Origin of the sequence: Phenylobacterium sp. (assembly GCF_036723115.1) — a bacterium.
Classification (GTDB): Bacteria; Pseudomonadota; Alphaproteobacteria; order Caulobacterales; family Caulobacteraceae; genus Phenylobacterium.
In genome coordinates, this window is the sequence record NZ_DAIMHV010000006.1 from 1 (window position 1) to 25299 (window position 25299).

Consider the following 25299-nt stretch of genomic DNA (forward strand, 5'->3'; position numbering starts at 1 on the left):
CCCAGTCCCGCCGCGCCTGCCTCCCCGGCCGATCTGTCTCAGCTCTTGCCCGTGGAGCCAGCGCCTGCGGCCGCCGAGGCGCCGCCGCCCGCGCCGGCCCAGGCCGAGGCGCCGCCGGCCGAGCGCACACCCCTGAAGCGCGCGCGTTACGGGGTGGCGGTGATCCAGGCCCTGGACAAGGTGACCGCCGAAACCATCCGCTTCGAGGCGCCGGTGGGCCAGCCCATCCGCTATAAGAGCCTGATCTTCACCGTGCGCGCCTGCGAGCTGACCGCGGCCGACGAGCCGGCCCCCGATGCGGTGGCCTATATGACTATCGATTCCCAACCTCAGGCCCGCCCCGGCCGGCCCGCGCCCCCGGCGCGCCAGGCCTATCGGGGGTGGATGTATGCGGCCTCGCCGGGGCTGCACCCCCTGGAGCACCCGGTCTATGACGCCTGGCTGGTGACCTGCAGGGCGGCTGCGCCCGCCAGCGGGGGCTGATCAAAGGCGGCATCGATCGCCAGGGCCGCCTCCAGACGCTTCAAATATGCCTTGCGGGGGATTTCAATCGCCCCGAAGCGGCTGAGATGGTCGGTGATGAACTGGGTGTCCAGAAGGATATAGCCGCCAAGGATCAGGCGCGCCGCCAGATGGACCAGGGCGACCTTTGAGGCGTCGGTCTCGCGGGAGAACATGCTCTCGCCGAAAAAGGCCCCGCCCAGGGACACGCCGTAAAGGCCCCCCACCAGCCGCCCCGCGCGCCAGCACTCCACGCTGTGGGCGAAGCCCGCCTGATGCAGGCGGCCATAGAGGTGGGCGATGGCGGGATTGATCCAGGTCTCCGGCCGGTCGGGGGCCGGCTCGGCGCAGAGCGCCACCACGGCGTCGAAGGCGGTGTCGAAGCGCACCTCGAACCGTTCGGCCCGCACCGTGCGGGCCAGCCGGCGCGGAATGTGGAGGGCCTCGAGCGGCAGGACCCCGCGCAGCTCAGGATCCACCAGGAAGATGCGCTCATCCTCCCGGGAATCGGCCATGGGAAAGACGCCCCGGGCGTAGCAGGCGAGCAGTTGCTGGGGGCCGAAGCTCTCCACGCCCGTCACGCCTGCGGCCGGGGCGCTGGCCTCAGCCCTGTTCGGACTGGGCGCGAATCCACTTTTCCAGCCAGTGGATATTGTAGTCGCCGGCCAGGATTTCCGGCTGCTGTAACAGGTCCTGGAACAGCGGGATGGTGGTGTCGACGCCGCCGACCACCATCTCACCCAGGCAGCGGCAGACCCGCGCGATGCACTCTTCCCGGTCGCGGCCGTGCACGATCAGCTTGCCGATCAGGCTGTCATAGTGGGGCGGGATGGAATAGCCGGCATAGACCGCCGAATCGAGCCGCACGCCCAGGCCGCCGGGGGCGTGGAAGTCGGTGACCTTGCCCGGCGAGGGCGTGAAGGTGCGCGGGTTCTCGGCGTTGATCCGGCATTCGATGGCATGGCCTTCGAACACCACCTGATCCTGGGTGAAGGAAAGCGGCAGGCCCGCGGCGATGCGGATCTGTTCGCGCACCAGGTCGATGCCGGTGATGGCTTCGGTGACCGGATGTTCCACCTGCAGGCGAGTGTTCATCTCGATGAAGAAGAACTCGCCGTTCTCGTACAGGAATTCGATCGTACCCACGCCCAGATAGCCGATGGCCTTGATGGCCTCGACCACGGTCTGGCCGATCCTGGCCCGCGCCGCGGCGTCGATGGCCGGGGAGGGGGCCTCCTCCAGCACCTTCTGGTGACGCCGCTGCAGCGAACAGTCCCGTTCGCCCAGGTGGCAGACATTGCCGAAGGCGTCGGCGATGACCTGGATCTCGATGTGCCGGGGCTTCTGGAGGTAACGCTCCATATAGACCGCATCGTCGCCGAAGGCGGCGCGGGCCTCGGCGCGGGCTGTGGAGACGGCCTCGGCCAGGCTGTCACGGTCCAGGGCCACCTTCATGCCGCGACCGCCGCCGCCGGCCGCCGCCTTGATCAGGACCGGGAAGCCGATCTTCTCCGCCGCGGCGAAGGCCTCTTCCTCGGTGGTCACCGCCCCGTCGGATCCGGGGACCACGGGGATGCCCGCCGCCTTCACCGCCTGCTTGGCGGTGATCTTGTCGCCCATCATCTGGATGTGCTCGGGCTTGGGCCCGATGAAGGTGAAGCCGTGGGCCCCCACAATGTCGGCGAAGCGGGCGTTTTCCGACAGGAAGCCGTAGCCCGGATGGATGGCCTGGGCGCCGGTGATCTCCGCCGCGGCGATGATGGCCGGGATGTTCAGATAGCTCTTGGCCGCCGCCGCCGGTCCGATGCAGACGCTCTCGTCGGCGAGACGCACCCACATGGCGCCGGAATCGGCCTCGGAATGGACCGCCACCGTGGCGATGCCCATTTCCTTGCAGGCGCGGTGGACCCGCAGGGCGATCTCGCCCCGGTTGGCGATGAGGATTTTCTCGAACATCGATCTACTCGATGATGACGAGCGGTTCGCCGAACTCGACCGGCTGGGCGTCGGCCACCAGGATTTCCACCACCTTGCCCGCCCGCGGGGCGGGGATCGGGTTCATGGTCTTCATGGCCTCGATGATCATCAGGGTCTGGCCCGACTGCACGGTGTCGCCCACCTTGATGAAGGACGGCGCGCCAGGCTGCGGCTGAAGATAGACGGTCCCCACCATGGGGGAGTTCACCGCATCGCCCGCCTTACGGGCCGGAGCGGCAGGCGCGGCGTCCACGGCAGACGGAGCGGCCGGCGCCGGGGCCGCGGTCGCCGGGGCCGGCGCGGCCACCGTGGCGGTCACGGTGACCTGACGGGCCACGCGGATCTTCAGATCATCGCGCTCGACCTCGATCTCGGTCAGTCCCGTCTCGGTCAGGATGTCCGCCAGTTTGCGCACCAGACGTGCGTCGATCTGTTCGGCGGAAGCCTTGGGACTGGTAGCCATGGAATAGACCCTTGCTGCTGGGAGGCGTCAGGCGCTGAGGCGCGCGGCGGCCTCGACGGCCAGTTCATAACTCGCCAGACCGAAGCCGGACACAAGGCCCGTCGCCGCCAGCGAGACATAGGTGTGATGGCGGAACGTCTCGCGCGCCGCCGGATTGGACAGATGGCACTCCACCACCGGGATGTCGGCCGCCTTCAGGGCGTCGAGCAGGGCGATGGAGGTGTGGCCGTAGGCGGCCGGATTGATCACCAGGGCGCTGGCCCCGGTCCGGGCTTCCTGAATCCAGTCGATCAGCACGCCTTCGTGATTGGATTGGCGGAACACGATGCTGCGGCCAAGGGTCTGGGCCCGGCGTTCGCAGGCGGCGCGAACGTCGTCGAGGGTATCCTTGCCATAAATATGAGGTTCGCGGACGCCCAGGAGGTTGAGATTGGGGCCGCTCAGCACATAGATCGGTTTCGACATTCGGCTCCGCCGGCGATTCCGCTGTCTTGTAACGGGCGCGGGCGGGGGTCACAAGCATCGCGACCGGCAGGCGGTCCAGAGGCCCCATGAACCTGACCATCAATGGCGAGGCGCGCAGCGTGCCGCCGGTTACCGACCTGGCGGCCCTGGTGGAGGCCCTGGGTCTCGATCCGCGCAAGGTGGCGGTGGAGCAGAACCTGGAAATCGTGCCGCGTTCGGCCTATGGCCGCACCCCCGTCACCGAGGGGGACCGGATCGAGATCGTGCATTTTATCGGAGGCGGCTGACATGGACGACGCAGCGACCCTGGCGGCGGTGGAGGCGGGCGACACCTGGAGCGTGGCCGGCCGGACCTTCCGTTCGCGGCTGATCGTGGGCACGGGCAAGTACAAGGACTATGCCGCCAACGCGGCCGCGGCCGAGGCGGCGGGCGCGGAGATCGTCACCGTCGCCCTGCGCCGGGTGAACCTGTCGGACCCCAGCCAGCCCATGCTGGTGGACCATGTGAAGCCGGACCGCTTCACCTTCCTGCCCAATACGGCCGGCTGCTTCACCGGCGAGGAGGCGGTGCGCACCCTTCGCCTGGCTCGGGAGGCCGGCGGCTGGAACCTGGTCAAGCTTGAGGTTCTCTCCAACACCAAGCACCTGCTGCCCGACATGGAAGAGACCTTGCGGGCGCTGAAGCTCCTGATCGCCGACGGCTTCGAGGTGATGGTCTATTGCACCGATGATCCGGTCTACGCCCTGAAGCTCGAGGAGGCCGGCGCCGCGGCGATCATGCCGCTTGGCGCGCCCATCGGATCGGGGCGCGGCATCCAGAACCGGCTCAATCTTGGCCTCATCATCGAACAGGCCAAGGTGCCCGTACTTGTGGACGCCGGCGTGGGCACGGCGTCGGATGCGGCGGTGGCCATGGAGATGGGCTGTGATGCGGTCCTCATGAACACCGCCATCGCCGAGGCGCGCGATCCGGTGCGCATGGCGCGGGCCATGCGCCACGCGGTGATCGCCGGTCGCGAGGCCTTCCTGGCGGGGCGCATGCCCATGCGCAGCTATGCCGACCCCTCTTCGCCGCTGGCGGGCCTGATCTAAGCGCTCTATTTCAGGTCGCCCGCCCTCTGGACGGCGATGGCGGCGCGCAGGCTGTTGAGGTCGGCGCCGGAAATGATCTTGTCGCCCACGACGAAGGCCGGAGTGCCGTTGATTCCCAGGGCGGCCGCCAACTCGTGGGTGTCTTCCAGCTGCTGCTGGATGGCCGGGGCCTTGGCCGCCTGACGCGCCGCAGCCGGGTCTATGCCCAACTCGCGCAGGTGGCGGTCGATGGCCGCGTCGTTCAGCGCTTTTTCGGCCATGAGCCGGTCGTGGAGCTCCAGGGTCTTGGGCTTGACCAGTTCGGTCAGCATGATGGCGGCGGTCTCATCGGACTGGGCGCCGAAGATCGGGAATTCCTTGAAGACGAACCGCACGTCGCGGTTCTCCTCGATGAGCTTGGTGATCTCCGGAGCGATCATCTTGCAGTAGCCGCACCGGTAGTCGAAGAACTCGGTGACGGTGATGGCGCCATCAGGATTGGCCACGAAGTCCCGCGGGTCGCGTTCCAGGGCCTGGCGCTGTTCGGCCAGGGCGCCCACGGCGGCCTGGGCTGCGGCGGCCTCCCGCTTCTCGCCCAGCTTCTGGACGGCCTCTTCGATGACCTCGGGATTTTCCAGCAGATAGGCGCGCACCCGCTCGCCGAACGCCGTGTCGGAACTGCGGTCGCAGGCGGCGAGCGCGAGGGCGGAGGCGCTGAGCGCGGCGAGCAGGATCAAGGGAGATCTCATCATGGGGTCCGGGTTGAAGCCTCGCCGCGCCGTCGGCCAAGCCGCGGCGGGGAAGGGCTATGAGAGCAGGAGATGGGTGGGACGGCGGGGATGGGCGGGCTCGGCCTAACGCATCGACCCGCTACGGATGGCGCCCTCCTGGGCCAGTTCGCGCAGATCCTCGCGCGAGGGATTTGAGGTGAGCACGATGTCGGTGGCCCGCCGCCACTGGGGGGTGTCCCGGTCCAGAAGGTCGCGGGCCCGCATGGCGAAGACCCGCGCCTGCTGGCGGTTGCCGATGTGGAAGTTGTACTCCGCCGTGGCCAGGCGCGCCTGCCCGTCATCGCCGCTGCGGTCATAGGCCTCGGCCAGCAGCCGCCAGGCCACCGCATTGTCGTTTTCCTGGGTCAGGGCCTTGCGCAGCTCGGCCACGCCCTCGGCCAGCTTGGCCTCGTCATCGAGGGCGATCAGGGTCTGGCCCAGATTGACCCGCAGCAGCGGCGCCTCGGGCATCAGCTCCACAGACTTGCGCTGGGGCTGTTCAGCCTCCTGGGTGCGGCCGAACTCAAACAGGATCTGTCCCTTCAGCTCCCAGAGATAGGCGTTGTCGGGTTGCTCGGCGAGCATGTCCTCTATCAGCCGCAGGGCCTTGTCCGGCTCCTTCATCTGATAATAGGCGATGGAGCGGGCGTAGCGGGCCGGGTAGGAGGGGTCGGTCTCGCTATAGGTGACGATGGCCCGTTGCGGGCTCAGAAAGCCCAGCAGCTTGGCCTTCATGATCTCGTGCTCGGCCAGGGCTTCGGGGCTGTCGAGCTTGTCGTAGTCCTTGAGCTTTTCGGCGCGGGCGCGCAGGCGCTCGATGCGGTCCGACGACAGGGGGTGGCTGCGGAAATACTCGTAGCGCCGCGCCTCCTGGAACACCTCCTGGTAGCGGAAGTTGTCGAAGAACTCATAGAGGCCGCGGCCGGAAATACCGGCCTTGTCCAGCAGGTTGAGGCCGGCCTGGTCGGCGCGGCCTTCCTGTTCGCGGCTGTAGCCCATGGCGCCCAGGGCCCCGAACTGGCCGGCGCTGCCCATGAGGGCCACGGCGGCGTCGCCAGCCCCGGCCAGGGCGGCCAGGACCCCCAGACCCATGGTCAGCAGGAAGGGCTGCATGCCCGCCCGCTGCATCTCCCCCGAGCGGGCGCTGTGGCCGGCGGCCAGGTGGCCCACCTCGTGGGCGATGACGCCCTGGAGTTGGTTGGGCGTCTTGGACTCCAGGATCAGGCCGGTGAAGAAGCCCATGGTCCGCGGGGCGGCGAAGGCGTTCAAGTCGCGGCTGCCGATCAGCAGGATGTTCACATCGGCGGAGTTGATGCCTGCGGCGTCGAGGATTGGCTCCGAATATGACCGCAGGGTCGCCTCGATCTCGGTGTCCCGGATCAGGGTCATCCGGTCCTGGGCGAAGGCCGCGACCGGCGCCAGGGCCAGGGCCCCGCTGAGCGCCAGGCCAGTCACGGTTCGCTTCAGGACGTGCAGGGGGGAGGCCATGCTCATTCTCTCGCTCGCGTCCCCCCGGCGCCCGTCAGCTCAAGTCTAGATCATTTCCCGCCGCAGGGGCCAAGGGTTCAACCTCGCCGATGCCTGCGAATTGAAAGGGCTGGCGCATGTCGGGATGAGCCCCCGCCATGCGCCAGCTCGTCTCTTAACCCCGGCGCCACCAGCCTCGGCGCGGCTTGGACGGCGGGGCGGTGATTTCCGCAGGGTCGGGCTGGGCGGCCGTCTCCACAGGAGTCTCCGCCGCAGCGGGCTCCGCCACGGCCGCCGCAGGCGCGCGCTCCGGGACGGGCTCGGGGGCAGGTGCAGAGGCAGGCGCCGCCTCGGCCGTCACGACCTCTGCGGAAGCCTCCGGCGCCGGGGCGGCCTCGACCTTGGGTTCGGCCTTCTTGCGGGTCCGGACGCGCTTGGGCTTGGCGGGCGGCTCGACCGCTTCGGCCTCGGCCGCCGGTTCAGCCTCCACGGGGGCGGCGGTCACAGCTTCCGGCGGCGCGGCCTCGGCGGCCGGAGTCTCGGCCGGAGCCTCGGTCGGTTCGGCCGCGGCCTTGCGGCTGCGCGTGCGACGCTTCTTGGGCTTTTCCTCCACCTCGGGCAGTTCGACCCAGATGTCGTCGTCGGAGGCGGCGGCCACAGGGGCGGGCCGGGCCTCGGCGCTCTCGGCCGCCGGTTGTTCGATCACGACCGACGCCGCCGGGGTTTCAGCCGCGCTCGGCGCCGCCTCGTTCACCGCCATGCGCTGGTCTTCGGACAGGTCGAACCAGACGAAGGGGTCATCGGTATAGGGAACCCAGGGACGGACCCAGGCGAACACGTCGCCCGGACGGTCCTCGCGCATCCTTCGGCCGCCGCGGCGGCCCCGACGACGACGACGGCCGCCATTCTCGTCGTCCATGCCGCGGGCCTCGGCCTCCGGGGCGGGACGCTCCTCTTCGTCGCGACGTCCGCCGCGGCGACGCCGGCGGCGACGCCCACGACCCCGAGCGTCGTCATCGGCCTGGCGAGCGCGCGGACGCTCGCCGTCTTCATCTTCCTCGTCCTCGGCCAGGGCGACCTCATCCTCAGCCTCGTCGTCCTCGAGCTCTTCGTCCTCATCCTCGTCTTCGATGTCGTCGACATCGTCATAGACGGGCTCGAACGGCGCCGGGGCGGCGTGGGTGATCACCGCATGGTCGGGCCGGGTCTCGCTGGCCGTGCGCTCGATCTCGTAGTCGGCGTGGGGCATGGCGTCGTCCACCACCACGGTGACGAACACGCCAAGCGTCTCGTGCAGGCGGGCCAGATGGGCGCGCTTCTCGTTGAGGATGTAGAGCGCCACGGCGCGGGGCGCCTTCAGGCTCACCTCGCCGCCGCCGCGCAGGGCCTCGATCTCCAGGGCGCGCAGGGCCGCAAGGGCGCTGGACTCCACAGAACGGACCCGGCCGGTGCCGTTGCAGTGCTCGCAGACATGGGTGGTGCCTTCCAGCACGCCGGTCCGGCGGCGCTGGCGGCTGATCTCCATGAGGCCGAAGCCGCTGATCTTGCCCATCTGGACGCGGGCGCGGTCGTCCTTGAGCGCGTCCTTGAGCTTCTTCTCGACGGCGCGATTGTTCTTCGACTCATCCATGTCGATGAAGTCGATGACGATCAGGCCGGCCAGATCCCGCAACCGCAGCTGCCGGGCGGCCTCCTCGGCGGCTTCCATATTGGTCTTGAGCGCCGTAGCCTCGATGTTCCGTTCGCGGGTGGAGCGACCGGAGTTCACGTCGACGGCCACCAGGGCCTCGGTCTGGTTGATCACCAGATAGCCGCCCGATTTCAGGGGCACCACCGGGCTGTAGATCTGCGACAGGTGGTCTTCCACCTTGTGCTTCACGAACAGGGGCGTCGGCTCGCGATAGAGCTGAACCTTCTTGGCCTGGGACGGCATCAGCATGCGCATGAAGTCGCGCGCTTCCTTGAAGCCGGCCTCGCCCTCCACGAACACCCCGTCGATGTCCTTGTCATAGAGGTCGCGGATGGCCCGTTTGACCAGGTCCTCTTCCTCGTAGATCAGGGCCGGGGCGATGGAGTGCAGGGTCGTCTCGCGGATATTCTCCCACAAGCGCAGCAGGTACTCGTAGTCGCGCTTGATCTCGGCCTTGGTGCGCTTGGCGCCGGCGGTCCGCACGATCAGCCCCATGCCCTGCGGCACGTCCAGGCTCTGCACCACGCCCTTCAGGCGCTTCCGGTCGGTGGCGGTGGTGATCTTGCGGCTAATGCCGCCGCCCCGGGCGGTGTTGGGCATCAGCACGCCATAGCGGCCGGCCAGGGACAGATAGGTGGTGAGCGCCGCGCCCTTGTTGCCGCGCTCCTCCTTGACGACCTGAACCAGCATGATCTGCCGGCGGCGGATCACTTCCTGGATCTTGTAGCGACGCATCAGCCGCCGGCGACGCCGGGCGACCTCTTCGTCCATGACGTCGTCTTCGTCGGCGCCGGCCTCGCCGTCCTCATCGTCCGGATCCCCGGCGCGGGCCGGTTCGTCCTCGTCGTGATCCTCGGCCTCTTCACGCAGCAGCGCTTCGCGATCGGCCACGGGGATCTGGTAGTAGTCCGGGTGGATTTCGTTGAAGGCGAGGAAGCCATGGCGGTTTCCGCCATACTCGACGAAGGCGGCCTGGAGGCTGGGCTCCACGCGCGTCACCTTGGCGAGATAGATGTTTCCTCGAAGCTGTTTGCGGTTCTTGGTCTCGAAATCGAAATCTTCAACACGCGTCCCGTCGACCAGCACCACCCGAGTCTCCTCGGCATGGGCTGCGTCGATAAGCATCTTCTTCGTCATAAAGTGAATCTCCACGGCGCGCCGCGAACGCAAGGTTCGGGCGCTGCCGGCTTTTCAGGAGGGCGCGCGCAGGATCTCTGTTCGCGGCAAAAGCGGCGGCCGCGAGGCCGGCCGGACGCCGGAATGGGGCTCGTGCGACGCTGCCCATGGGTGTGTCCTAGTCACGCCTGCAAGGCGAGGATCGGTGGCGCGTCGTCTCCGAACTCGGTCGGGCCGACGCAGTGTTTGACGCGAAAGGGAGGCTGAGATGAGTCCCGCCCCCACCGTGCGCGGCGCGACTTTGCAACACCCAAGGAAAAAAGGAAAGCCGCCTGTCGATGACCGGCCTCTTAACCCTTTTTCCATGGGGATGGCCCATACTCGTCCCGATTGTCTTCAAAGAAAATGCGTTGGTGGGTGAGTGCCGTTGATGGTGGCTAGACTGGGCGATTGGGTCCGGAAAGCGCGCCTGGCCTGGACGGGAGCTGCGATCGCAGTCCTGGGCGGGCTTGTGGCCGTCGCGGTGTCGCATGCCGCTTCCCCGGGCGCGAGCGTGCTCGGCGTTCGCCTGGGCGGCGACGCCACCGAAACCCGTCTGGTCATCGATCTTCAGCGCAGCGCCACCGCCAAGGTCGCCCAGGATGGCTCCAATGGACGGGTCGTCCTGTCGCTTCCTGGCGTCGAGTCCGCCGCGACCCTCCAGGGCGCCGGACGGGGCCTGATCAAGGCCTGGATGATCGACGAGGCCAGCGGCTCGGCGCGGGTCCAGATCGACCTGGCCGGCGGCGCCAGCATCAAGCGCCGGTTCCTCCTGCCGCCCGCCGACGGCGTCCCGCACTATCGCTATGTGGTGGACATCGCCGCGGCCAATCCGCCCGCCCAGGCCAGCTTCACCGCCAGGCCCGCCCGCCGGACCCAGGCCTCCGCGCCCGCCGCGCGGCCCCTGCCTTTGAAGAAGGTCGTGGTGATCGACGCCGGGCACGGCGGGCGCGACCCGGGCGCCCGCGGTTCGCGCGGCTTCGAGAAGGACATCACCCTGGCTGCGGCCCTGGCCCTTCAGCAGCGGCTGGAGCGGGGCGGCAAATACAAGGTCGTGCTGACCCGCAGCACCGACGTCTATGTCCCGCTGGAGAGCCGGGTCCAGACGGCGCGCCGGGCCGGGGCGGACCTGTTCATCTCGCTCCATGCCGACGCCGGCGCCGACGCCGCCACCCGGGGCGCCTCGGTCTACACTCTCTCGGAGCAGGCCTCCGGTCGGGCGGCCAAGTTCGTTTCCAACGACGACTGGTTCATGAACGCCAGCCTTCACCGGGGCGACGAGGGCGTGCGCGACATCCTCTTCGACCTGACCCAGCGGGCCACCAAGAACCGCTCGGCCAATTTCGCCGAACTGCTGCTGGCCAAGGCCGACGGACACATGCCCCTGCTGCGTCGCAGTCATCGGGACGCGGGCTTCGTGGTGCTGCTGGCGCCCGACGTGCCGGCGGTCCTGCTGGAGATGGGCTTCATGACCAATGTGGACGATGAAGCGCTGCTGATGGATCCTGCCCGCCGCGGCCGGTTCATGAACGCCGTGGGCGACGCCATCGACGACTACTTCGCCCAGCAGACCCACATCGCCTCGCGCTGAAGAGGCGCCGCCGCGCCCCCTTGCGGGCGTTGGCGCCCGCCGCGATGCAGGCTAGATGACGGCGGACGGGTTGAGGGCGCCCGTGGAGGTCAGCGCAGTTGAATCCCCCCGAGAGATGGGTCGCGATCGCCGGCGTCGCCGTGCTTAGCATGATCGCCGTCGCAGGCTTTGCGGTCGCCATCTACGCCGCCTGGCTCTTCCATGACATGCCCGACGCCAGCGAACTGGCGGACTACCGCCCGCCCACGGCCACCCGCGCCTATGCCTGGGACGGCACGCTGATTGGCGAGTTTTCCCGCGAGCGGCGCATCTATGTGCCCTACGACCAGATGCCGCCGCACATGGTGCAGGCCTTTCTGGCGGCGGAAGACCGCAACTTCTTCCGGCACGGCGGCGTGGACGCCATGGGCCTGGCCCGCGCCATGATGAAGAACGTCCTGAACGCGGTTCAGGGACGTCGGCTGGAGGGCGGCTCCACCATCACCCAGCAGGTAGCCAAGAACGTCCTGCTGACCAGCGACGCCACCCTGGGACGCAAGTTCAAGGAGGCGGTGCTCGCCCAGCGGCTGGAGCAGACCCTCAGCAAGGAGCAGATCCTCGAGCTTTATCTGAACGAGATCTGGCTTGGATATCGCTCCTATGGCGTGGGGGCGGCGGCCTACAACTATTTCGGCAAGTCCATCAGTGACCTGACCGTGGCTGAGGCCGCCTATCTGGCAGCCCTGCCGAAGGGACCGCAAAACTACCACCCGCAGCGGCGCAAGGCCGCGGCCATCGGCCGCCGCAACTGGGTCATCGGCGAGATGGCCGATCTCGGCTGGGTCGAGCGCGAGGCCGCCGAGGCGGCCATGGCTGAGGACCTGGTGGTCCAGGAGGCGCCCACCCGCGCCAAGTATCGTGACGCCGACTATTTCGTGGAGGAGGTGCGCCGTCGTGGGCTGAACGCTCTGGGCGACCGCCTGAACGAGGGCGGCTACTATATGCGCACGACCCTCGACCCCCGGCTTCAGACCGCCGCGCGCGCAGCCCTGATGGACGGGCTGGAGCAGTATGACCGCCGCCACGGCTGGCGCGGCGCCTGGGGGCGGGTGGAGCTGGAGCCCGGCTGGCAGGAGGCGGCGCTCAAGCAGGCCGCTCCGGCCGAGCGTCGCCGCTGGCGCGCCGCTGTGGTGACGGAAGTCTCCGGCGGGACCGTGCGGGTGGAGGTCGCCCAGGGCGGCGCCAAGGGGGCTCTGGCGCCCCAGGACGTCAGCTGGGCGAGGGCCGGCAAGGGCCTTTCGGCGGGGGACCTGATATTTGTGGAGCCGCCGGAGGGGGAGGGCGGCGCCTTCCGCCTGAAGCAGGTGCCCCAGGTCAACGGCGCCCTGGTGGCCATCGAGCCGCACTCCGGCCGCGTGCTGGCCATGGTGGGCGGCTATTCCTTCTCCCTGTCCAGCTTCAACCGGGCGACCCAGGCGCGCCGCCAGCCCGGCTCGGCCTTCAAGCCCATCGTCTATGCCGCGGCCCTGGAGAACGGCTACACCCCGGCCAGCGTCGTCATGGACTCCCGCATCACCCTGCCGGGCGCGCAGGGGGAGGCCTGGAGCCCCGAGAACTACAACCGGCAGTATTACGGCGCCCTGACCCTGCGCCGTGGCCTGGAACTGTCGCGCAACACCATGACCGTCCGCCTCGCCCAGGGGGTGGGTATGCGCAAGATCGCCGACCTGGCGGTGAAGATGGACGTCGCCGACAGCATGGCGCCTGTCCTGGCCATGTCTCTCGGGGCTGGCGAGACGACGCCCTTCCGCCTGACGGCCTCCTACGCCGCCTTCGTGAACGGCGGCCGGCGGGTTGAGCCGCACCTGATCGAACTGGTCCAGGATCGCGAGGGGGCGGTCATCTGGCGGGCCGACAGCCGGGAGTGCCGCGGTTGCCGGGCCGGCTTCAGCGGGGACGAGAGCCCGCGGATCGTCCCGGCGGGTCAGCAGGTGATGGACCCGATCACCGCCTATCAGATCAACTCCATGCTTCAGGGCGTGGTCCAGCGCGGAACCGCAACCTCGGTTTCGGTTCTGGGACGGCCCGTGGGCGGCAAGACCGGCACCACCAACGAGTACCGCAGCGCCTGGTTCGTCGGCTTCACGCCGGAAATCGTGGCCGGGGTCTTCATCGGCTTCGACGACAACCGGTCCCTGGGCTTTGGCGAAACCGGCACGACGGCGGCCGTGCCCGTCTTCACCGCCTTCATGCGCGAGGCGATCAAGGGCACGCCGGTCACGGAGTTCAGGGCGCCGGAGAACGCCAAGTTCGCCAGCGTGCGGGGGATCCGCGAGGCCTTCCGGCCCGGCACCGAACCTCGCGCGCCAACGCCGGCGGCTGAAGGCGCGGGCGGTCCCATGCCCTACAACAAGGTCTGGCCCGATGGCCGTGTCACCGGCGCGGGCAGCGCCGGCGAGGCGGCCAACACGCCCAATGACGAGATGAGCGGATTGTATTGACTGGGCGTCCGGGTTATCCCCCGCGCCCCGAGAGGCGGCCGGGCGGCCCGGATAGATCATCGCCCGGACGGATTTCATCGCCAGGAGCGAAGCATGCGAGCGGATGTCGAGGCCATGGCGGCCGACATCGAGCAGTCGATCGGACTGCTCAGGAGGCGACTTTGACTGGGAACCTGCCCTTCGACGCCTCGACGAACTGAACGCCCGGGTCGAGGACCCGACCCTTTGGGATGACGCGGCCCAGGCCCAGTCCATCATGCGCGACCGTCAGCGGCTCGCCGGTCAGGTGGACGCGGTCAAGGGGCTGGAGCGCGACCTGGCCGACGCCCTGGCCCTGGCCGAACTGGCCGACGAGGAGGGCGATGAGGCCACCCTTGAGGAGGCCCGGGCCGAACTGCGCGCCATCAAGGAGCGGGGCGCTCGCGCCGAGCTGGAGGCCCTGCTGTCCGGCGAGGCCGACGGCAACGACGCCTATGTGGAAATCAATTCCGGCGCTGGTGGCACGGAATCCAACGACTGGGCGGGCATGCTCCTGCGTATGTACAGCCGTTGGGCCCAGCAGCACGGCATGAGCGTCGAGCTTGTGGAGGAGACCTCCGGCGAACAGGCCGGCATCAAGTCGGCCACCCTCCAGATCAAGGGCGCCAACGCCTATGGCTGGCTGAAGACCGAGGCTGGGGTGCACCGGCTGGTGCGGATTTCGCCCTTCGACGCCAACGCCAAGCGGCATACGAGCTTCGCCTCGGTCTGGGTCTATCCGGTGGTCGATGACACCATTGAGATCGAGATCAACCCCGCCGATGTGCGCACCGACACCTACCGGGCCTCCGGCGCCGGCGGTCAGCACATCAACAAGACCGATTCCGCGGTGCGCCTGACGCACATTCCCACCGGCGTGGTCGTGGCCTGCCAGGCGGGACGCTCCCAGCACGCCAACCGGGATGAGGCCTGGAAGATGCTGCGCGCCCGGCTTTACGAGCTGGAGCTGCAAAAGCGCGAGGCCGAACAGCAGGCCCTGGAAGATCAGAAGACCGACATCGGCTGGGGCCACCAGATCCGCTCCTACGTCCTGCAGCCCTATCAGATGGTCAAGGACCTGCGGACCCAGGTGGAGACCTCGGACACCGACGGGGTGTTGGACGGCGATCTGGACGCCTTCATGGGCGCATCCCTGGCCCAGAGGGTCGGGGTCACGCGCGAGGGATAGGAAGACGGACGGCGACCTGATCGGCCAGATCGGGTCGTCGCCTGGGCCGTGATTCGATTTCCAGGAATCGGCTCACGGTCAGGAACCCTTGTGGGACCCGCTCTAGAAGACCGGCTTGGGTTGCGGCGCGCCCAGCACCGCCGGCTCTTTCTCGACCACGGGCTCGGTCGCCGGAACGGGCGCGGTGACCACGGGGGCGGCCGCCGCGGGCGCGGCGGGCTTTTGGAACTTCAGGCTGCGGCCCTGGAAGAAGGCGCCGGTCTCCATGGCCAGCTGTTCGTGGGTGATGTCGCCGTCCACATAGGAGGTGCCATAGAGGCGCACCTGCTTGGCGGTGATGGCGCCGATCACCCGGCCGCGGGCCTCCACCGCCTCTGCGAAGATCGAGCCTTCCACATGGCCGGTGTCGCCGATGGTGAGCTTGCCGATGCGCACGTCGCCGCGGATCACGCCGTCCACATGCAACTCGCCCTCGCCGCTGATCGAGCCTTCGAGAGTCATGTGCTCGGCGATGAGGGAGGCGACCTTGGGGGCCTTGCGGGGCGTCGCCGCATCCGGCGGCGCGAGGGCGGGCAGGTCGATCTTGGCGGCCGTCTTGGCCGGGTCGGACTTAGTCGCCTGCTTGCTGAACATATTCGCCCGCCTTGACAAACCGGCTGGGGTTCTGGGCGCGCCCGTTCACCCAGACCTCATAGTGGAGATGGACACCGGTGGACCGTCCGGTGGACCCCATGCCGCCCACGCGTTGGCCCACGGCCACACGCTGTCCGGGACGAACGGCGATCGCCTGGAGATGGGCGTAGCGGGTCTTGAAGCCCGAACCGTGGTCGACTTCGACCGTATTGCCATAGCCGGCCCGAACCCCGGCGAAGGACACGACCCCAGGACCCGTGGCGACGATGGGCGTCATCAGTCCGCCGGCGAAGTCGAGGCCCGAATGGAAGGCCGGGCGCTTGGTGAAGGGATCGAACCGCACCCCATAGCCGCTGGTCTGGCGACCGGCATGGGTGGGCTTGGCCAGGGGCAGCTTGCGGGCCGCGCCGTCCAGGGCGCGGGCCTCCGACAGGTTGGTGGCCGCATGCTGGATACGCTCGGCGAAGCCTTCGTCCACGTCGAGCACGGCCGCCAGGGCCCGCGGGTCGCGGGCCTCGATCAGCGGACCACCCAGGCCGCCGGCCTTGGGGGCGTAGGCGTTGGGCGAAAGTCCGGCCAGACGGAAGGCCAGGCGCAGGCGCTCGGCCCGGCTCTTGGCATAGTCATCGGCGGTGTCCAGCAGGCGCTCCTGGCTGGCGCGAACCAGTTCGATGCGCCGGACCGGATCGGTGACCGTTTCGCCGCTGACGGCGGCGGCGGTCTGCAGGGCCGGCGCCAGGGCCTTGGCCGCGCCAGGGGTGTCGCGATAGTCGGCCAGCAACATGGCCAGCGCCGCGTGGCGCTTTTCCACCGACAGGGCGAGGTCGTCGATAGAGCCGTTGGTGGCGTTCAGCTGGGCCACGGCGCTGTCCAGGCGGGCCTGCCGGTCGGCGATCCAGCGCTCGTACTTGGCCTGGGTCTTGGCGATCTCCTGATCGGTGGCCGACAGCTGCATGGCGTTGACCATGACCGCGGCGGTGGAGACCCCCATCCAGAGAGCGGCGGCGGCGACGACGCCGGCGGCCATCATCTGGCGAGATGTGGTGAGGACGAAGGCGCGCATCTCCCCGCCGGAGCGGATGTAGAGATGGCGTTCGGGGAAGAGCTCTTCGAGCGAACGGCGGAGGCGCGTTATGCGTTTCATGCTCATCGCTACAGTTACCAGGAGCAGCGGCGACGATATGCAATGAGAACGCTAAGCGGCGCAAGACCCTTCGCGCCGCAAGTGTGCGCGGGGTCGTTTTGCCTTAAGATCGAACTTCTCGTTAAACGAGAGGTCTGTGCGTCGCCACCGGGATCAAGCGGCAGGACACGGCCTGCCGCGACAATCCGATGGCGCGCGACAATTCTACAACACAGTCTGGAGGCTGAAGTTCCCGCCGGGCGGCGGAAATTTTTCGACCTCACATGGTCAAGGCGCGCGCCTTTTCCAGCACCGCAGCGGCGTGGCCCGGCACCTTCACCTTGCGCCAGACGCCCGCGATCTTTCCTTGCGGATCAATCAGATAGGTCGACCGCTCGATGCCCATATAGGTGCGCCCATACATGCTCTTCTCGACCCAGGCGCCATAGGCCTCCACGCAGGCGCCCGAGGGGTCGGCGCCCAGTTCGACCTTGAGGTCGTGCTTGGTCTTGAACCGCTTATGGGAGGCGGCGCTGTCCTTGGACACCCCCAGGACGACGGCGCCCGCGGCGGCGAAGTCCCCGATCAGGGCCGAGAAGTCGATCGCCTCCTTGGTGCAGCCGGTCGTATCGTCTTTTGGGTAAAAATAGAGCACCAGCGAACGGCCGGCATAGTCGGCCAGGCGCAGAGGACCATCGGGTCCCTCGAGTTCGAAGTCCGGCGCCTGGGCGCCTACGGTCAGATCGGTCATCAGGCCTTCTCCCACATCCTGGCTGGCGGCGCCCCGTCCATCCTGGCGCGCCCTCAGGCGGGGCGCACCAGGACGATCTTCTTCTTGCCCGCCGACAGCTTTACGACCCCATCGACCAGATCGGATGCGTCGATCAGGCGATTGGCGTCGGGCTCGGCCTTGTCGTTGACCCGCAGGCCGCCGCCCTGGGCCAGACGCCGCGCCTCGCCCCGGGAACCGGCCAGGCCCGCATCCACGGCCAGGGCCGCAAGCACGACGCCCGCCTCCAGTTCGCGCCTGGACACCTCGAAACTCGGGAGGTCGGTGGAGAGCTGACCCTGTTCGAAGGCGGCCACCGCCGCGGCCTCGGCCGTCTTCGCCGCGTCCGCGCCGTGCAGCAGAGTCGTGGCGGCATTGGCCAGGACCTTTTTCGCCTCGTTGATCTGCGCGCCTTCCAGAGCCTCCAGCCGGGCGATCTCGTCCAGGGGCAGGTCGGTGAACAGGCGCATGAAGCGGCCCACATCGGCGTCCTCGGTGTTCCGCCAGAACTGCCAGTAGTCGTAGGGGCTGCGCATGTCGGCGTTGAGCCAGACGGCGCCGCCCAGGGTCTTGCCCATCTTCTGGCCCGACGCGGTGGACAGGAGCGGCGTGGTCAGGCCGAAGGCCGGCTTGCCGTCGACCCGGCGGATCAGCTCCACCCCGTTGACGATGTTGCCCCACTGGTCGGAACCGCCCATCTGCAGCACGCAGCCGTAGCGACGCGACAGCTCCAGGAAGTCCACCGACTGCATCAGCATGTAGTTGAACTCAAGGAAGGTCATGGGCTGCTCGCGCTCGAGCCGCGTCTTGACGCTGTCGAAGCTCAGCATGCGGTTGACGGTGAAGTGCACGCCGTAGTCGCGCAGGAACTGGACGTAGCCGAAGGCTTCGAGCCACTCGGCGTTGTTCACCATCACCGCATCGGCCGGGCCGTCGCCGAAGGTCAGGAACCGCTGGAAGACGGTCTTGATGGAGTCGATGTTCCCCTGGATCTGGGCGTCGGTCAGCAGGGGACGCTGCTGGTCCTTGTCCGTGGGATCGCCGACCTTGGTGGTGCCCCCGCCCATGAGCACGATGGGTTTGTGGCCGGCCTGCTGCAGCCGGCGCAGGGTCATGATCGAGAACAGATGGCCCACATGCAGGCTGGGCGCCGTGGCGTCGAAGCCGATGTAGGCGATCACCGGCCCGGCCAGGCAGGCTGCATCCAGCTCCGCCGGATGGGTGATCTGGTGGATGTAGCCGCGGGCCTGCAGCACGCGGAGGAAATCGGACTTGAACTCAGTCGGGCTGGTCATCGGCTTATGGCTCGAGGGAGAAGAGCCGGCCTCTAGCACGGCGGGCTCCAGCGTTTCGAGGGTCATATCAACAGGCTCCGGAGTTTGGGGCCGGAGGCGTCGTCTCATGGGGGAGATCAAAGGGCGCCGGCCGGGAAGGGCGAAGGCGCAGGGGATCGTGCCGCGCCGTCAGGGGGCGCGATAATAGAGGCCGGACAGGTGGGCGGGCGCGATCATGCCGCTAGCTAGCGTCGGCCAGCCGTGGCAGTCAAGGTGAATGCGCGTTCTGGGATTCATGACCGGCACCTCGCTCGACGCGGTCGACATGGCGGTGCTCGAGACTGATGGCGAGACCATCGAAGCCTTCGGTCCGGCGGGGGAGCGCAAGCTTTCCGACGATGTTCGCAAGCTGGTGCTGGCCGCCACGGAGGCGGCGCGTGAATGGCCACGGGACGCGCCGGAGCCGGAGATTTTCGCCCAGGCCGCCCGGGCGGTGGCCGAGGAGCATCTGGCCGCCGCCGCGCCCTTCCTCGAAAAGAACGGCCTGACCTGGGCGGATCTGGATCTGATCGGCATGCACGGCCAGACCGTGCTGCATGAACGGCCGACCGACGGGCGCCCGGGGCGGACGGTGCAACTGGGCGACGCCGCCTGGCTCGCCGATCAGACCGGCCGGCCCGTGGCCTTCGACTTCCGCTCCGCCGACGTGGCGGCGGGCGGCGAGGGCGCCCCCCTGGCGCCGATCTATCACCTGGCGCGGGCGCGGGCGGCCCAGATGACGCCGCCGCTGGCGGTGCTGAATGTGGGCGGGGTGGCCAATGTCACCCTGTGGACCGGGGTGGGCGAGCTGTCGGCCTTCGATACCGGGCCTGGCAACGGCATGATCGACCTGCTCGTCCAGAACCGCGGGGCGGGACGCTTTGACGACAAGGGCAACTACGCCTCGGTGGGTCTGGTGGACGAAGGCGTGCTGCGCGCCCTGCTGGCCCACCCCTATTTCGATGCGCCGCCGCCCAAGTCCCTGGACCGGTACGACTTCAGTCTCGAGCCGTTGTCGGAACTGAAACTGGAGGATGCGGCGGCGACCCTGGTGGCCTTCACCGCCGAGGCTGTCCGGCTGGGTTTCGACAAGCTGGCGGCGGCCCCCACCCAGGTGATCGTCACCGGCGGCGGCCGGCACAATCCGGAAATCATGCGGGCCTTGCGCGAGCGGCTGTCAGCCGAGGTGGTGAGCGCTGAGGATGTCGACTGGCGCGGCGACGCCATCGAGGCCGAGGCCTTCGCCTTCCTGGCCGCGCGCACGGCCAGGGGCCTGCCGATTTCATTTCCATCCACCACAGGGGCGCCCGAGCCGATGAAGGGGGGGCGGATCGTCACCCCCGCCGGCCCGGCGCTGCAGCAAGACTGACAGAAGACGCATCACCGGAGGGGAGGGGCGCATGGTCCATCAAGGCGGTTTAAGGGCGGCGCTGCTGGGCACGGTCCTGGCGATGGCTTCTCTCGGGACGGCGGCGGCTCAGCAGAGCCCCCACCGGCCCGCGGTCGAGGCGGCCGCAGCCGCCCTTCAGCCCAAGGTGGTCGCCTGGCGGCGGGACATTCACCAGCATCCGGAGCTGGGCAATCGCGAGTTCAGGACCTCGGCCCTGGTGGCCGATCATCTGCGCGCCCTGGGCTATGAGGTGCGCACCGGCGTGGCTCATACCGGGGTCGTCGCGGTGCTGAAGGGCGGACGCCCCGGCCCGGGCGTGGTCGCCCTGCGCGCGGACATGGACGCCCTGCCGGTGGCCGAGCAGACGGGCCTCGCCTTCGCCTCCCGTGTCACGGGGGAGTACAACGGCCAGACGGTGCCGGTGATGCACGCCTGCGGCCATGACGCCCATGTGGCCATACTGATGGGCGCCGCCGAGGTGCTGGCGGGCATGGCCGACCAGATCGCCGGCACGGTGGTGCTGATCTTCCAGCCCGCGGAGGAAGGCCCGCCGGCGGGCGAGGCGGGCGGGGCGGCCCTGATGGTGGCTGAAGGCGCGCTGGACAATCCTCGGCCCGGCGCGGTGTTCGGTCTGCATGTGAGTCCGGGCGAGGTGGGCGCGATCGCCTATCGCCCGGGTCCGATGATGGCCGCGGCCGACAGCTATGAAATCCGGCTCAAGGGCAAGCAGACCCACGGGGCGCGGCCCTGGGACGGGGTGGACCTGGCCTCCCTCAGCGCCGAAATCGTCACCGCCTTCAACCAGATCGCCGCGCGGCGGCTGGATGTGGCGCGCTCGCCCACGGTGATCACCGTGGCCATGATCCAGAGCGGGGTGCGGCACAACATCATCCCCGAAGACCTGACCATGGGCGGCACCCTGCGCACCTTTGATCCCGAGATGCGGCTGGCCACCATCGCCCAGATGCAGAAGGCTGTGGCGAGCCTGGCGGATCGCTATGGCGCGACGGGTGAGCTCACCATGTCAGGCCACACCCCGGTGGTGAGCAATGATCCGGCGCTGGCTGAGACCATGCGCCAGAGCCTGGCCTCGGCCACCGATCAGACCGTCAGCGCCGACACCGCCCTGGTCACGGGCGCCGAAGACTTCTCTGAGTTCCAGGCCGTGGTTCCGGGCCTCTTCTACAGGCTGGGGATCGGCTTTCCCCCGGGGACGAACCACTCGCCCTTCTTCACCATCGATGAGGCGGCGCTGGAGGTGGGCGTGCGCGCCCAGGTGCTGACCGCCCTCGATTATCTCGATCGGGCGGCGGCCAGCGGTCCGGCCGGAGGCTCGGACTGACGTCCTGGCCTATTCGGTCGCCGAGGCGGCCAGTCGGCGGTCCAGATAGCCGCCGACCCGGGTCTCGACCTCGGGCAGGTGTTCGGTCCAGAAGTGGTTGGCGCCTTCCACCAGGTCGTAGTCGATGACGATGCCCTTCTGGGTGCGCAGCTTGGAGACCACGCGCTCCACCTCCACGGGCGGCGTGACCGTGTCGGCCGTGCCCTGGAGCATCAGGCCTGAGGCCGGGCAGGGCGCCAGGAAGCTGAAGTCATACATGTTGGTGGGCGGCGAGACGGAGATGAAGCCGTCGGTCTCGGGCCGGCGCATCAGAAGCTGCATACCGATCCAGGCGCCGAAGTCATAGCCGGCCACCCAGCATTGAGCGGCGGCCGGGTTGGTGGACTGCAGCCAGTCCAGGGCGGTGGCGGCGTCCGCCAGCTCGCCGATGCCGGAGTCGAACTCGCCCTGGCTGCGGCCGACGCCGCGGAAATTGAAGCGCAGGACCGAGAAGCCCCGCTTCATGAACAGGTGATAGAGCTGCACCGCCACGGGATTGTTCATCTGCCCGCCCGCCTTGGGGTGCGGGTGCAGGATCAGCGCCACGGGCGCGTTCTCGGTCTTACCCTGGGAGTAACGCCCCTCGATCCGCCCGGCCGCGCCGGTCAGAACCACCTCTGGCATGCCATCCTCTCGTGCGGCCGAATACTTGACTACGCAGCTTGGTCTTCCTAGATCGCAGCCATGCGTTCAATCGGAAGTTCCGCCCGCGCGAAGCCGGGGCTTGTAGCACAGGCCGGCCGTGATGCGCGGGAAAACTGCATCGGGGGGGCTGGCCCATGCGTCTGAGCACCAAGGGCCGCTACGCTGTCATGGCCATGGCCGACCTGGCCCGTCGCCAGGGCGAACGCTCCGTGGCCCTGGCCGACATCGCCCAGCGGCAGGAGATCTCGCTCTCTTATCTGGAGCAGCTCTTCGCCCGCCTGCGCCGATCTGGCCTGGTGGTCAGCGCCCGCGGCCCCGGCGGCGGCTATCGCCTGGCGCGGGCGGCGCAGGATACCAATATCGCCGACATCGTGCTGGCTGTGGACGAGCCGCTGCACGCCACCCGCTGCGGCGGGGCCGGCGGCCACAAGGGTTGCATGGCCAGCGGCGAAAAGTGCCTGACCCATGATCTCTGGGAGGAGATGGGCCAGCAGATCCATGCCTATCTCGCCTCGGTCAGCCTCGCCGACGTGGTGGAGGGCCGCCTGCGCGCCCGCAGGACGGTGGCCGCATGAGCGCGGTCTATCTCGACTATAACGCCACCGCGCCGGTGCGGCCCGAGGCCAGGGCCGCGGTGCTGGCGGCCCTGGAGGCCGGGGGCAATCCGTCCTCGGTCCATGCGGTGGGCCGCGCCGCGCGCGCCCGGCTGGAGGCCGCCCGCGGCCAGGTGGCCGCCCTGATGGGCGCGCCGGCCTCCACCGTGGTCTTCACCTCCGGCGGCACCGAGGCCAACGCCCTGGCCATCGAGAGCGCCGTGGCCTCCGGCGCCCGGCGCCTGATCGTCAGCGCGGTGGAACATGACGCGGTCATCGAGACGGCGCGGGCTTCCGGCGCGGCGGTGGAGTTCTGGCCGGTGGACGCCCAGGGGCGGGTCCAGCTGAACTGGCTTTCGGCGCGGCTGGAGCGGTGGGACGCCTCTGAGGGGGCGGCCTTCGTTGCGCTCATGCTGGCCAATAACGAAACCGGCGTCATCCAGCCCGTGGCGGAGGCTGCGGAGATGGTGCGCGCCGCGGGCGGCTGGCTGCATGTGGACGCCGTCCAGGCCGCCGGCAAGATCGGTTTCGACAGCCGCGCCCTGGGCGCAGACACCCTGGCGGTCTCAGCCCACAAGCTGGGCGGCCCGCAAGGGGTCGGCGCCCTGACCTTCGGCCCCCGCGCCCGGCTTAGCCGCCGGATTCACGGTGGCGGGCAGGAACGGGGCTGGCGGGCTGGCACCGAGAACCTGCCCGGCGCCGCCGGCTTCGCCGCCGCCGCGGCGGCGGCGGTGCAGGGGCTTGAACTCATGGCCGCCCAGGCCGCCTGGCGCGACGCCGCACAAGCCCGCCTGCGCGACGCCGGGGCGGAAATCCTGGGCGCCGACGCGGCCCGCCTGCCCAACACCCTGTGCCTGGCCATGCCGGGCTATCCGGCCGAGCTTCAGGTGATGAACCTCGATCTGGCCGGCGTGATGATCAGCGCCGGTTCGGCCTGCTCCTCAGGCAAGGTCAAGGCCAGCCATGTGGTCAGCGCCATGGGGCGCGCCGACCTGGCCGGCTGCGCCATCCGGGTGAGCGGCGGCTGGGCCACCATCGCCGAAGACTGGACCGAATTCGCCGAGGCCTGGATCAAGGCTCGCGAACGTCACGCCGCGCGCCGGCGCGCGCCTGCGGCCTGAAGGATTAGAACCATGCCTGCCGTCAAGCAGACCGTCGAACATGTCGAAGCCCTGGAACGCTACCAACACGGCTTCGTCACGACCATCGATCAGGAGTTCGCGCCCAAGGGCCTGAACACCGACATCATCGCCTTCATCTCCGCCAAGAAGGAGGAGCCGGAGTGGATGCTGGCCTGGCGCCTGGAGGCGTTCGAGCGCTGGCAGGCCATGGAGGAGCCCACCTGGGCCAAGGTCGCCTTTCCGCGCATCGACTATCAGGACTCCTATTACTACGCCGCGCCCAAGACCAAGGAGGGGCCCAAGAGCCTCGACGAGGTCGATCCCGAACTGCTCGCCACCTATGCCAAGCTGGGCATTCCCCTGCGCGAACAGGAGGTCCTGGCCGGGGTGCAGGGCGCGCCGAAATACGCCGTGGATGCGGTGTTCGACAGCGTCTCGGTGGTCACCACCTTCAAGAAGGAACTGGCCGAGGCCGGGGTGATCTTCTGCTCGTTCAGCGAGGCCGTGCGCGAGCACCCCGACCTGGTGAAGAAGTATCTGGGCTCGGTGGTGCCGGCCTCGGACAACTATTTCGCCTGCCTGAACAGCGCGGTCTTCTCCGACGGCAGCTTCGTCTATGTGCCCCCCGGCGTCCGCTGCCCCATGGAGCTGTCGACCTATTTCCGCATCAATGCGGCCGAGAGCGGTCAGTTCGAGCGCACCCTGATCATCGCCGACAAGGGGGCCTACGTCTCCTATCTGGAGGGTTGCACCGCGCCCATGCGCGATGAGAACCAGCTGCACGCCGCCGTGGTGGAGCTGATCGCCCTGGACGATGCGGAGATCAAATATTCCACCGTCCAGAACTGGTATCCGGGCGATCCGGAGACCGGAAAGGGCGGCATCTACAACTTCGTCACCAAGCGCGCCGACTGCCGCGGCGACCGCTCCAAGGTCTCCTGGACCCAGGTGGAGACCGGCTCGGCGATCACCTGGAAGTATCCGTCCTGCGTGCTGCGCGGAGAGGGGAGCTCGGGCGAGTTCTACTCCATCGCCATCACCAACGGCCGCCAGCAGGCCGACACCGGCACCAAGATGATCCACCTGGGCGAGGGCACCCGCTCGCGCATCATTTCCAAGGGCATCTCGGCGGGGAAGTCGTCCAACACCTATCGCGGCCTGGTCTCGGCTCATCCCAAGGCCAAGGGCGCGCGCAATTTCACCCAGTGCGACAGCCTGCTGATCGGCAAGGACTGTGCGGCCCACACCGTGCCCTATATCGAAGCCCGCAACGGCCAATCGGTCTTCGAGCACGAAGCCACCACCACCCGCCTCTCCGACGACCAGCTCTTCTATGTCCGCCAACGCGGCCTAGGGGAGGAGGAGGCCGTCCAGCTGCTGGTGAACGGCTTCGTCAAGGACGTGCTGCAGGAGCTTCCCATGGAGTTCGCCGTGGAGGCCCAGAAGCTCGTCGCCATTTCCCTCGAAGGGTCCGTCGGATGACCCTTCCGCAAG

General features: G+C 68.8%; 23 protein-coding genes. 11 read left to right on the top strand and 12 right to left on the bottom strand.

The window, feature by feature from the left end; all coding sequences use genetic code 11:
• A partial coding sequence (locus V7D28_RS01420; protein WP_333585570.1) for a DUF2155 domain-containing protein occupies positions 1-483 on the top strand: 483 nt, incomplete at its 5' end.
• Here V7D28_RS01420 and aat read toward each other — a convergent pair.
• The 4 genes from aat to V7D28_RS01440 are packed head-to-tail and all read right to left on the bottom strand — an operon-like array spanning position 429 to position 3406.
• Positions 429-1073 carry a leucyl/phenylalanyl-tRNA--protein transferase gene (gene aat / locus V7D28_RS01425; protein WP_333585571.1) on the bottom strand — a complete coding sequence of 215 codons (645 nt, stop codon included), beginning with the start codon at positions 1071-1073 and terminating at the stop codon, positions 429-431. The two genes, V7D28_RS01420 and aat, sit on opposite strands and share 55 nt — an antisense overlap.
• Positions 1074-1104: 31 nt before the next feature.
• Positions 1105-2457 (bottom strand): acetyl-CoA carboxylase biotin carboxylase subunit, encoded by a 1353-nt coding sequence (gene accC / locus V7D28_RS01430; protein WP_333585572.1) that lies wholly within the window; start codon positions 2455-2457, stop codon positions 1105-1107.
• A gap of 4 nt (positions 2458-2461) precedes the next feature.
• Positions 2462-2941, bottom strand: a complete 480-nt coding sequence (accB, locus tag V7D28_RS01435) for an acetyl-CoA carboxylase biotin carboxyl carrier protein (protein WP_333585573.1) — start codon at positions 2939-2941, stop codon at positions 2462-2464.
• Positions 2942-2968: 27 nt separating this feature from the next.
• Positions 2969-3406, bottom strand: coding sequence for a type II 3-dehydroquinate dehydratase (locus tag V7D28_RS01440; RefSeq protein ID WP_333585574.1), 438 nt, complete (start codon positions 3404-3406; stop codon positions 2969-2971).
• A gap of 86 nt (positions 3407-3492) precedes the next feature.
• Between V7D28_RS01440 and thiS the strand changes: the two genes are divergently transcribed.
• On the top strand, positions 3493-3693 hold the full coding sequence (thiS, locus tag V7D28_RS01445; RefSeq protein WP_333585575.1) for a sulfur carrier protein ThiS: 201 nt from the start codon (positions 3493-3495) through the stop codon (positions 3691-3693).
• Between the two features lies 1 nt (position 3694).
• Positions 3695-4498, top strand: a complete 804-nt coding sequence (locus tag V7D28_RS01450; protein WP_333585576.1) for a thiazole synthase — start codon at positions 3695-3697, stop codon at positions 4496-4498.
• Between the two features lie 5 nt (positions 4499-4503).
• Here the strand turns inward: V7D28_RS01450 and V7D28_RS01455 are convergent, their stop codons facing one another.
• The 3 genes from V7D28_RS01455 to V7D28_RS01465 form a co-directional block, all read right to left on the bottom strand.
• Positions 4504-5214: a DsbA family protein gene (locus V7D28_RS01455; protein ID WP_333585577.1), complete on the bottom strand. Its 711-nt coding sequence runs from the start codon at positions 5212-5214 to the stop codon at positions 4504-4506.
• Between the two features lie 117 nt (positions 5215-5331).
• On the bottom strand, positions 5332-6735 hold the full coding sequence (locus tag V7D28_RS01460; protein WP_333585578.1) for a M48 family metalloprotease: 1404 nt from the start codon (positions 6733-6735) through the stop codon (positions 5332-5334).
• Between the two features lie 154 nt (positions 6736-6889).
• A complete protein-coding gene (locus V7D28_RS01465) occupies positions 6890-9541 on the bottom strand; it encodes an Rne/Rng family ribonuclease (protein ID WP_333585579.1) in 2652 nt (883 codons plus the stop codon).
• Positions 9542-10073: 532 nt separating this feature from the next.
• On the opposite strand from V7D28_RS01465, the gene V7D28_RS01470 reads away from it, so the two are divergent.
• From V7D28_RS01470 to prfB, 3 genes are all read left to right on the top strand, one after another.
• Positions 10074-11150: an N-acetylmuramoyl-L-alanine amidase family protein gene (locus V7D28_RS01470; RefSeq protein WP_333585580.1), complete on the top strand. Its 1077-nt coding sequence runs from the start codon at positions 10074-10076 to the stop codon at positions 11148-11150.
• A gap of 149 nt (positions 11151-11299) precedes the next feature.
• The gene (locus V7D28_RS01475; RefSeq protein WP_333585581.1) at positions 11300-13630 is read left to right on the top strand and encodes a penicillin-binding protein 1A; all 2331 of its coding nucleotides are present in this window, start codon (positions 11300-11302) and stop codon (positions 13628-13630) included.
• Positions 13631-13723: 93 nt separating this feature from the next.
• Positions 13724-14837, top strand: a protein-coding gene (gene prfB, locus V7D28_RS01480; protein WP_333585582.1) for a peptide chain release factor 2 whose coding sequence is annotated in 2 segments (ribosomal slippage) — positions 13724-13792 and positions 13794-14837 — 1113 coding nt in all. Because the reading frame shifts where the segments join, the coding sequence is not laid out codon by codon here.
• 102 nt (positions 14838-14939) lie between these two features.
• Here the strand turns inward: prfB and V7D28_RS01485 are convergent.
• From V7D28_RS01485 to tyrS, 4 genes are all read right to left on the bottom strand, one after another.
• Positions 14940-15470, bottom strand: coding sequence for a bactofilin family protein (locus tag V7D28_RS01485; RefSeq protein WP_333585583.1), 531 nt, complete (start codon positions 15468-15470; stop codon positions 14940-14942).
• A complete protein-coding gene (locus tag V7D28_RS01490; protein WP_333585584.1) occupies positions 15448-16620 on the bottom strand; it encodes a M23 family metallopeptidase in 1173 nt (390 codons plus the stop codon). Before V7D28_RS01490 ends, V7D28_RS01485 begins: the two co-directional genes overlap by 23 nt.
• 253 nt (positions 16621-16873) lie before the next feature.
• Complete coding sequence (locus V7D28_RS01495) at positions 16874-17344, bottom strand: peroxiredoxin (RefSeq protein ID WP_333585585.1); 471 nt, start codon at positions 17342-17344, stop codon at positions 16874-16876.
• 53 nt (positions 17345-17397) lie between these two features.
• On the bottom strand, positions 17398-18657 hold the full coding sequence (gene tyrS / locus V7D28_RS01500; protein WP_442957885.1) for a tyrosine--tRNA ligase: 1260 nt from the start codon (positions 18655-18657) through the stop codon (positions 17398-17400).
• A gap of 256 nt (positions 18658-18913) precedes the next feature.
• Between tyrS and V7D28_RS01505 the strand changes: the two genes are divergently transcribed.
• Both V7D28_RS01505 and V7D28_RS01510 read left to right on the top strand, forming a co-directional pair.
• Positions 18914-20044 carry an anhydro-N-acetylmuramic acid kinase gene (locus V7D28_RS01505; protein WP_333585587.1) on the top strand — a complete coding sequence of 377 codons (1131 nt, stop codon included), beginning with the start codon at positions 18914-18916 and terminating at the stop codon, positions 20042-20044.
• A gap of 31 nt (positions 20045-20075) precedes the next feature.
• A complete protein-coding gene (locus tag V7D28_RS01510) occupies positions 20076-21407 on the top strand; it encodes an amidohydrolase (protein ID WP_333585588.1) in 1332 nt (443 codons plus the stop codon).
• A 9-nt stretch (positions 21408-21416) separates the two neighbouring features.
• Here V7D28_RS01510 and V7D28_RS01515 read toward each other — a convergent pair whose 3' ends face one another.
• A complete protein-coding gene (locus V7D28_RS01515) occupies positions 21417-22070 on the bottom strand; it encodes an alpha/beta hydrolase (protein ID WP_333585589.1) in 654 nt (217 codons plus the stop codon).
• A 155-nt stretch (positions 22071-22225) separates the two neighbouring features.
• Between V7D28_RS01515 and V7D28_RS01520 the strand changes: the two genes are divergently transcribed.
• Genes V7D28_RS01520 through sufB form a run of 3 tightly spaced genes read left to right on the top strand, consistent with a single transcriptional unit; the run spans position 22226 to position 25287 of the window.
• Positions 22226-22666: an Rrf2 family transcriptional regulator gene (locus V7D28_RS01520; RefSeq protein WP_333585590.1), complete on the top strand. Its 441-nt coding sequence runs from the start codon at positions 22226-22228 to the stop codon at positions 22664-22666.
• Positions 22663-23805: a cysteine desulfurase family protein gene (locus tag V7D28_RS01525; protein ID WP_333585591.1), complete on the top strand. Its 1143-nt coding sequence runs from the start codon at positions 22663-22665 to the stop codon at positions 23803-23805. The genes V7D28_RS01520 and V7D28_RS01525 overlap by 4 nt, the downstream gene beginning before the upstream one ends.
• A 12-nt stretch (positions 23806-23817) precedes the next feature.
• On the top strand, positions 23818-25287 hold the full coding sequence (sufB, locus tag V7D28_RS01530; protein WP_333585592.1) for a Fe-S cluster assembly protein SufB: 1470 nt from the start codon (positions 23818-23820) through the stop codon (positions 25285-25287).
• Positions 25288-25299 lie beyond the last annotated feature (12 nt).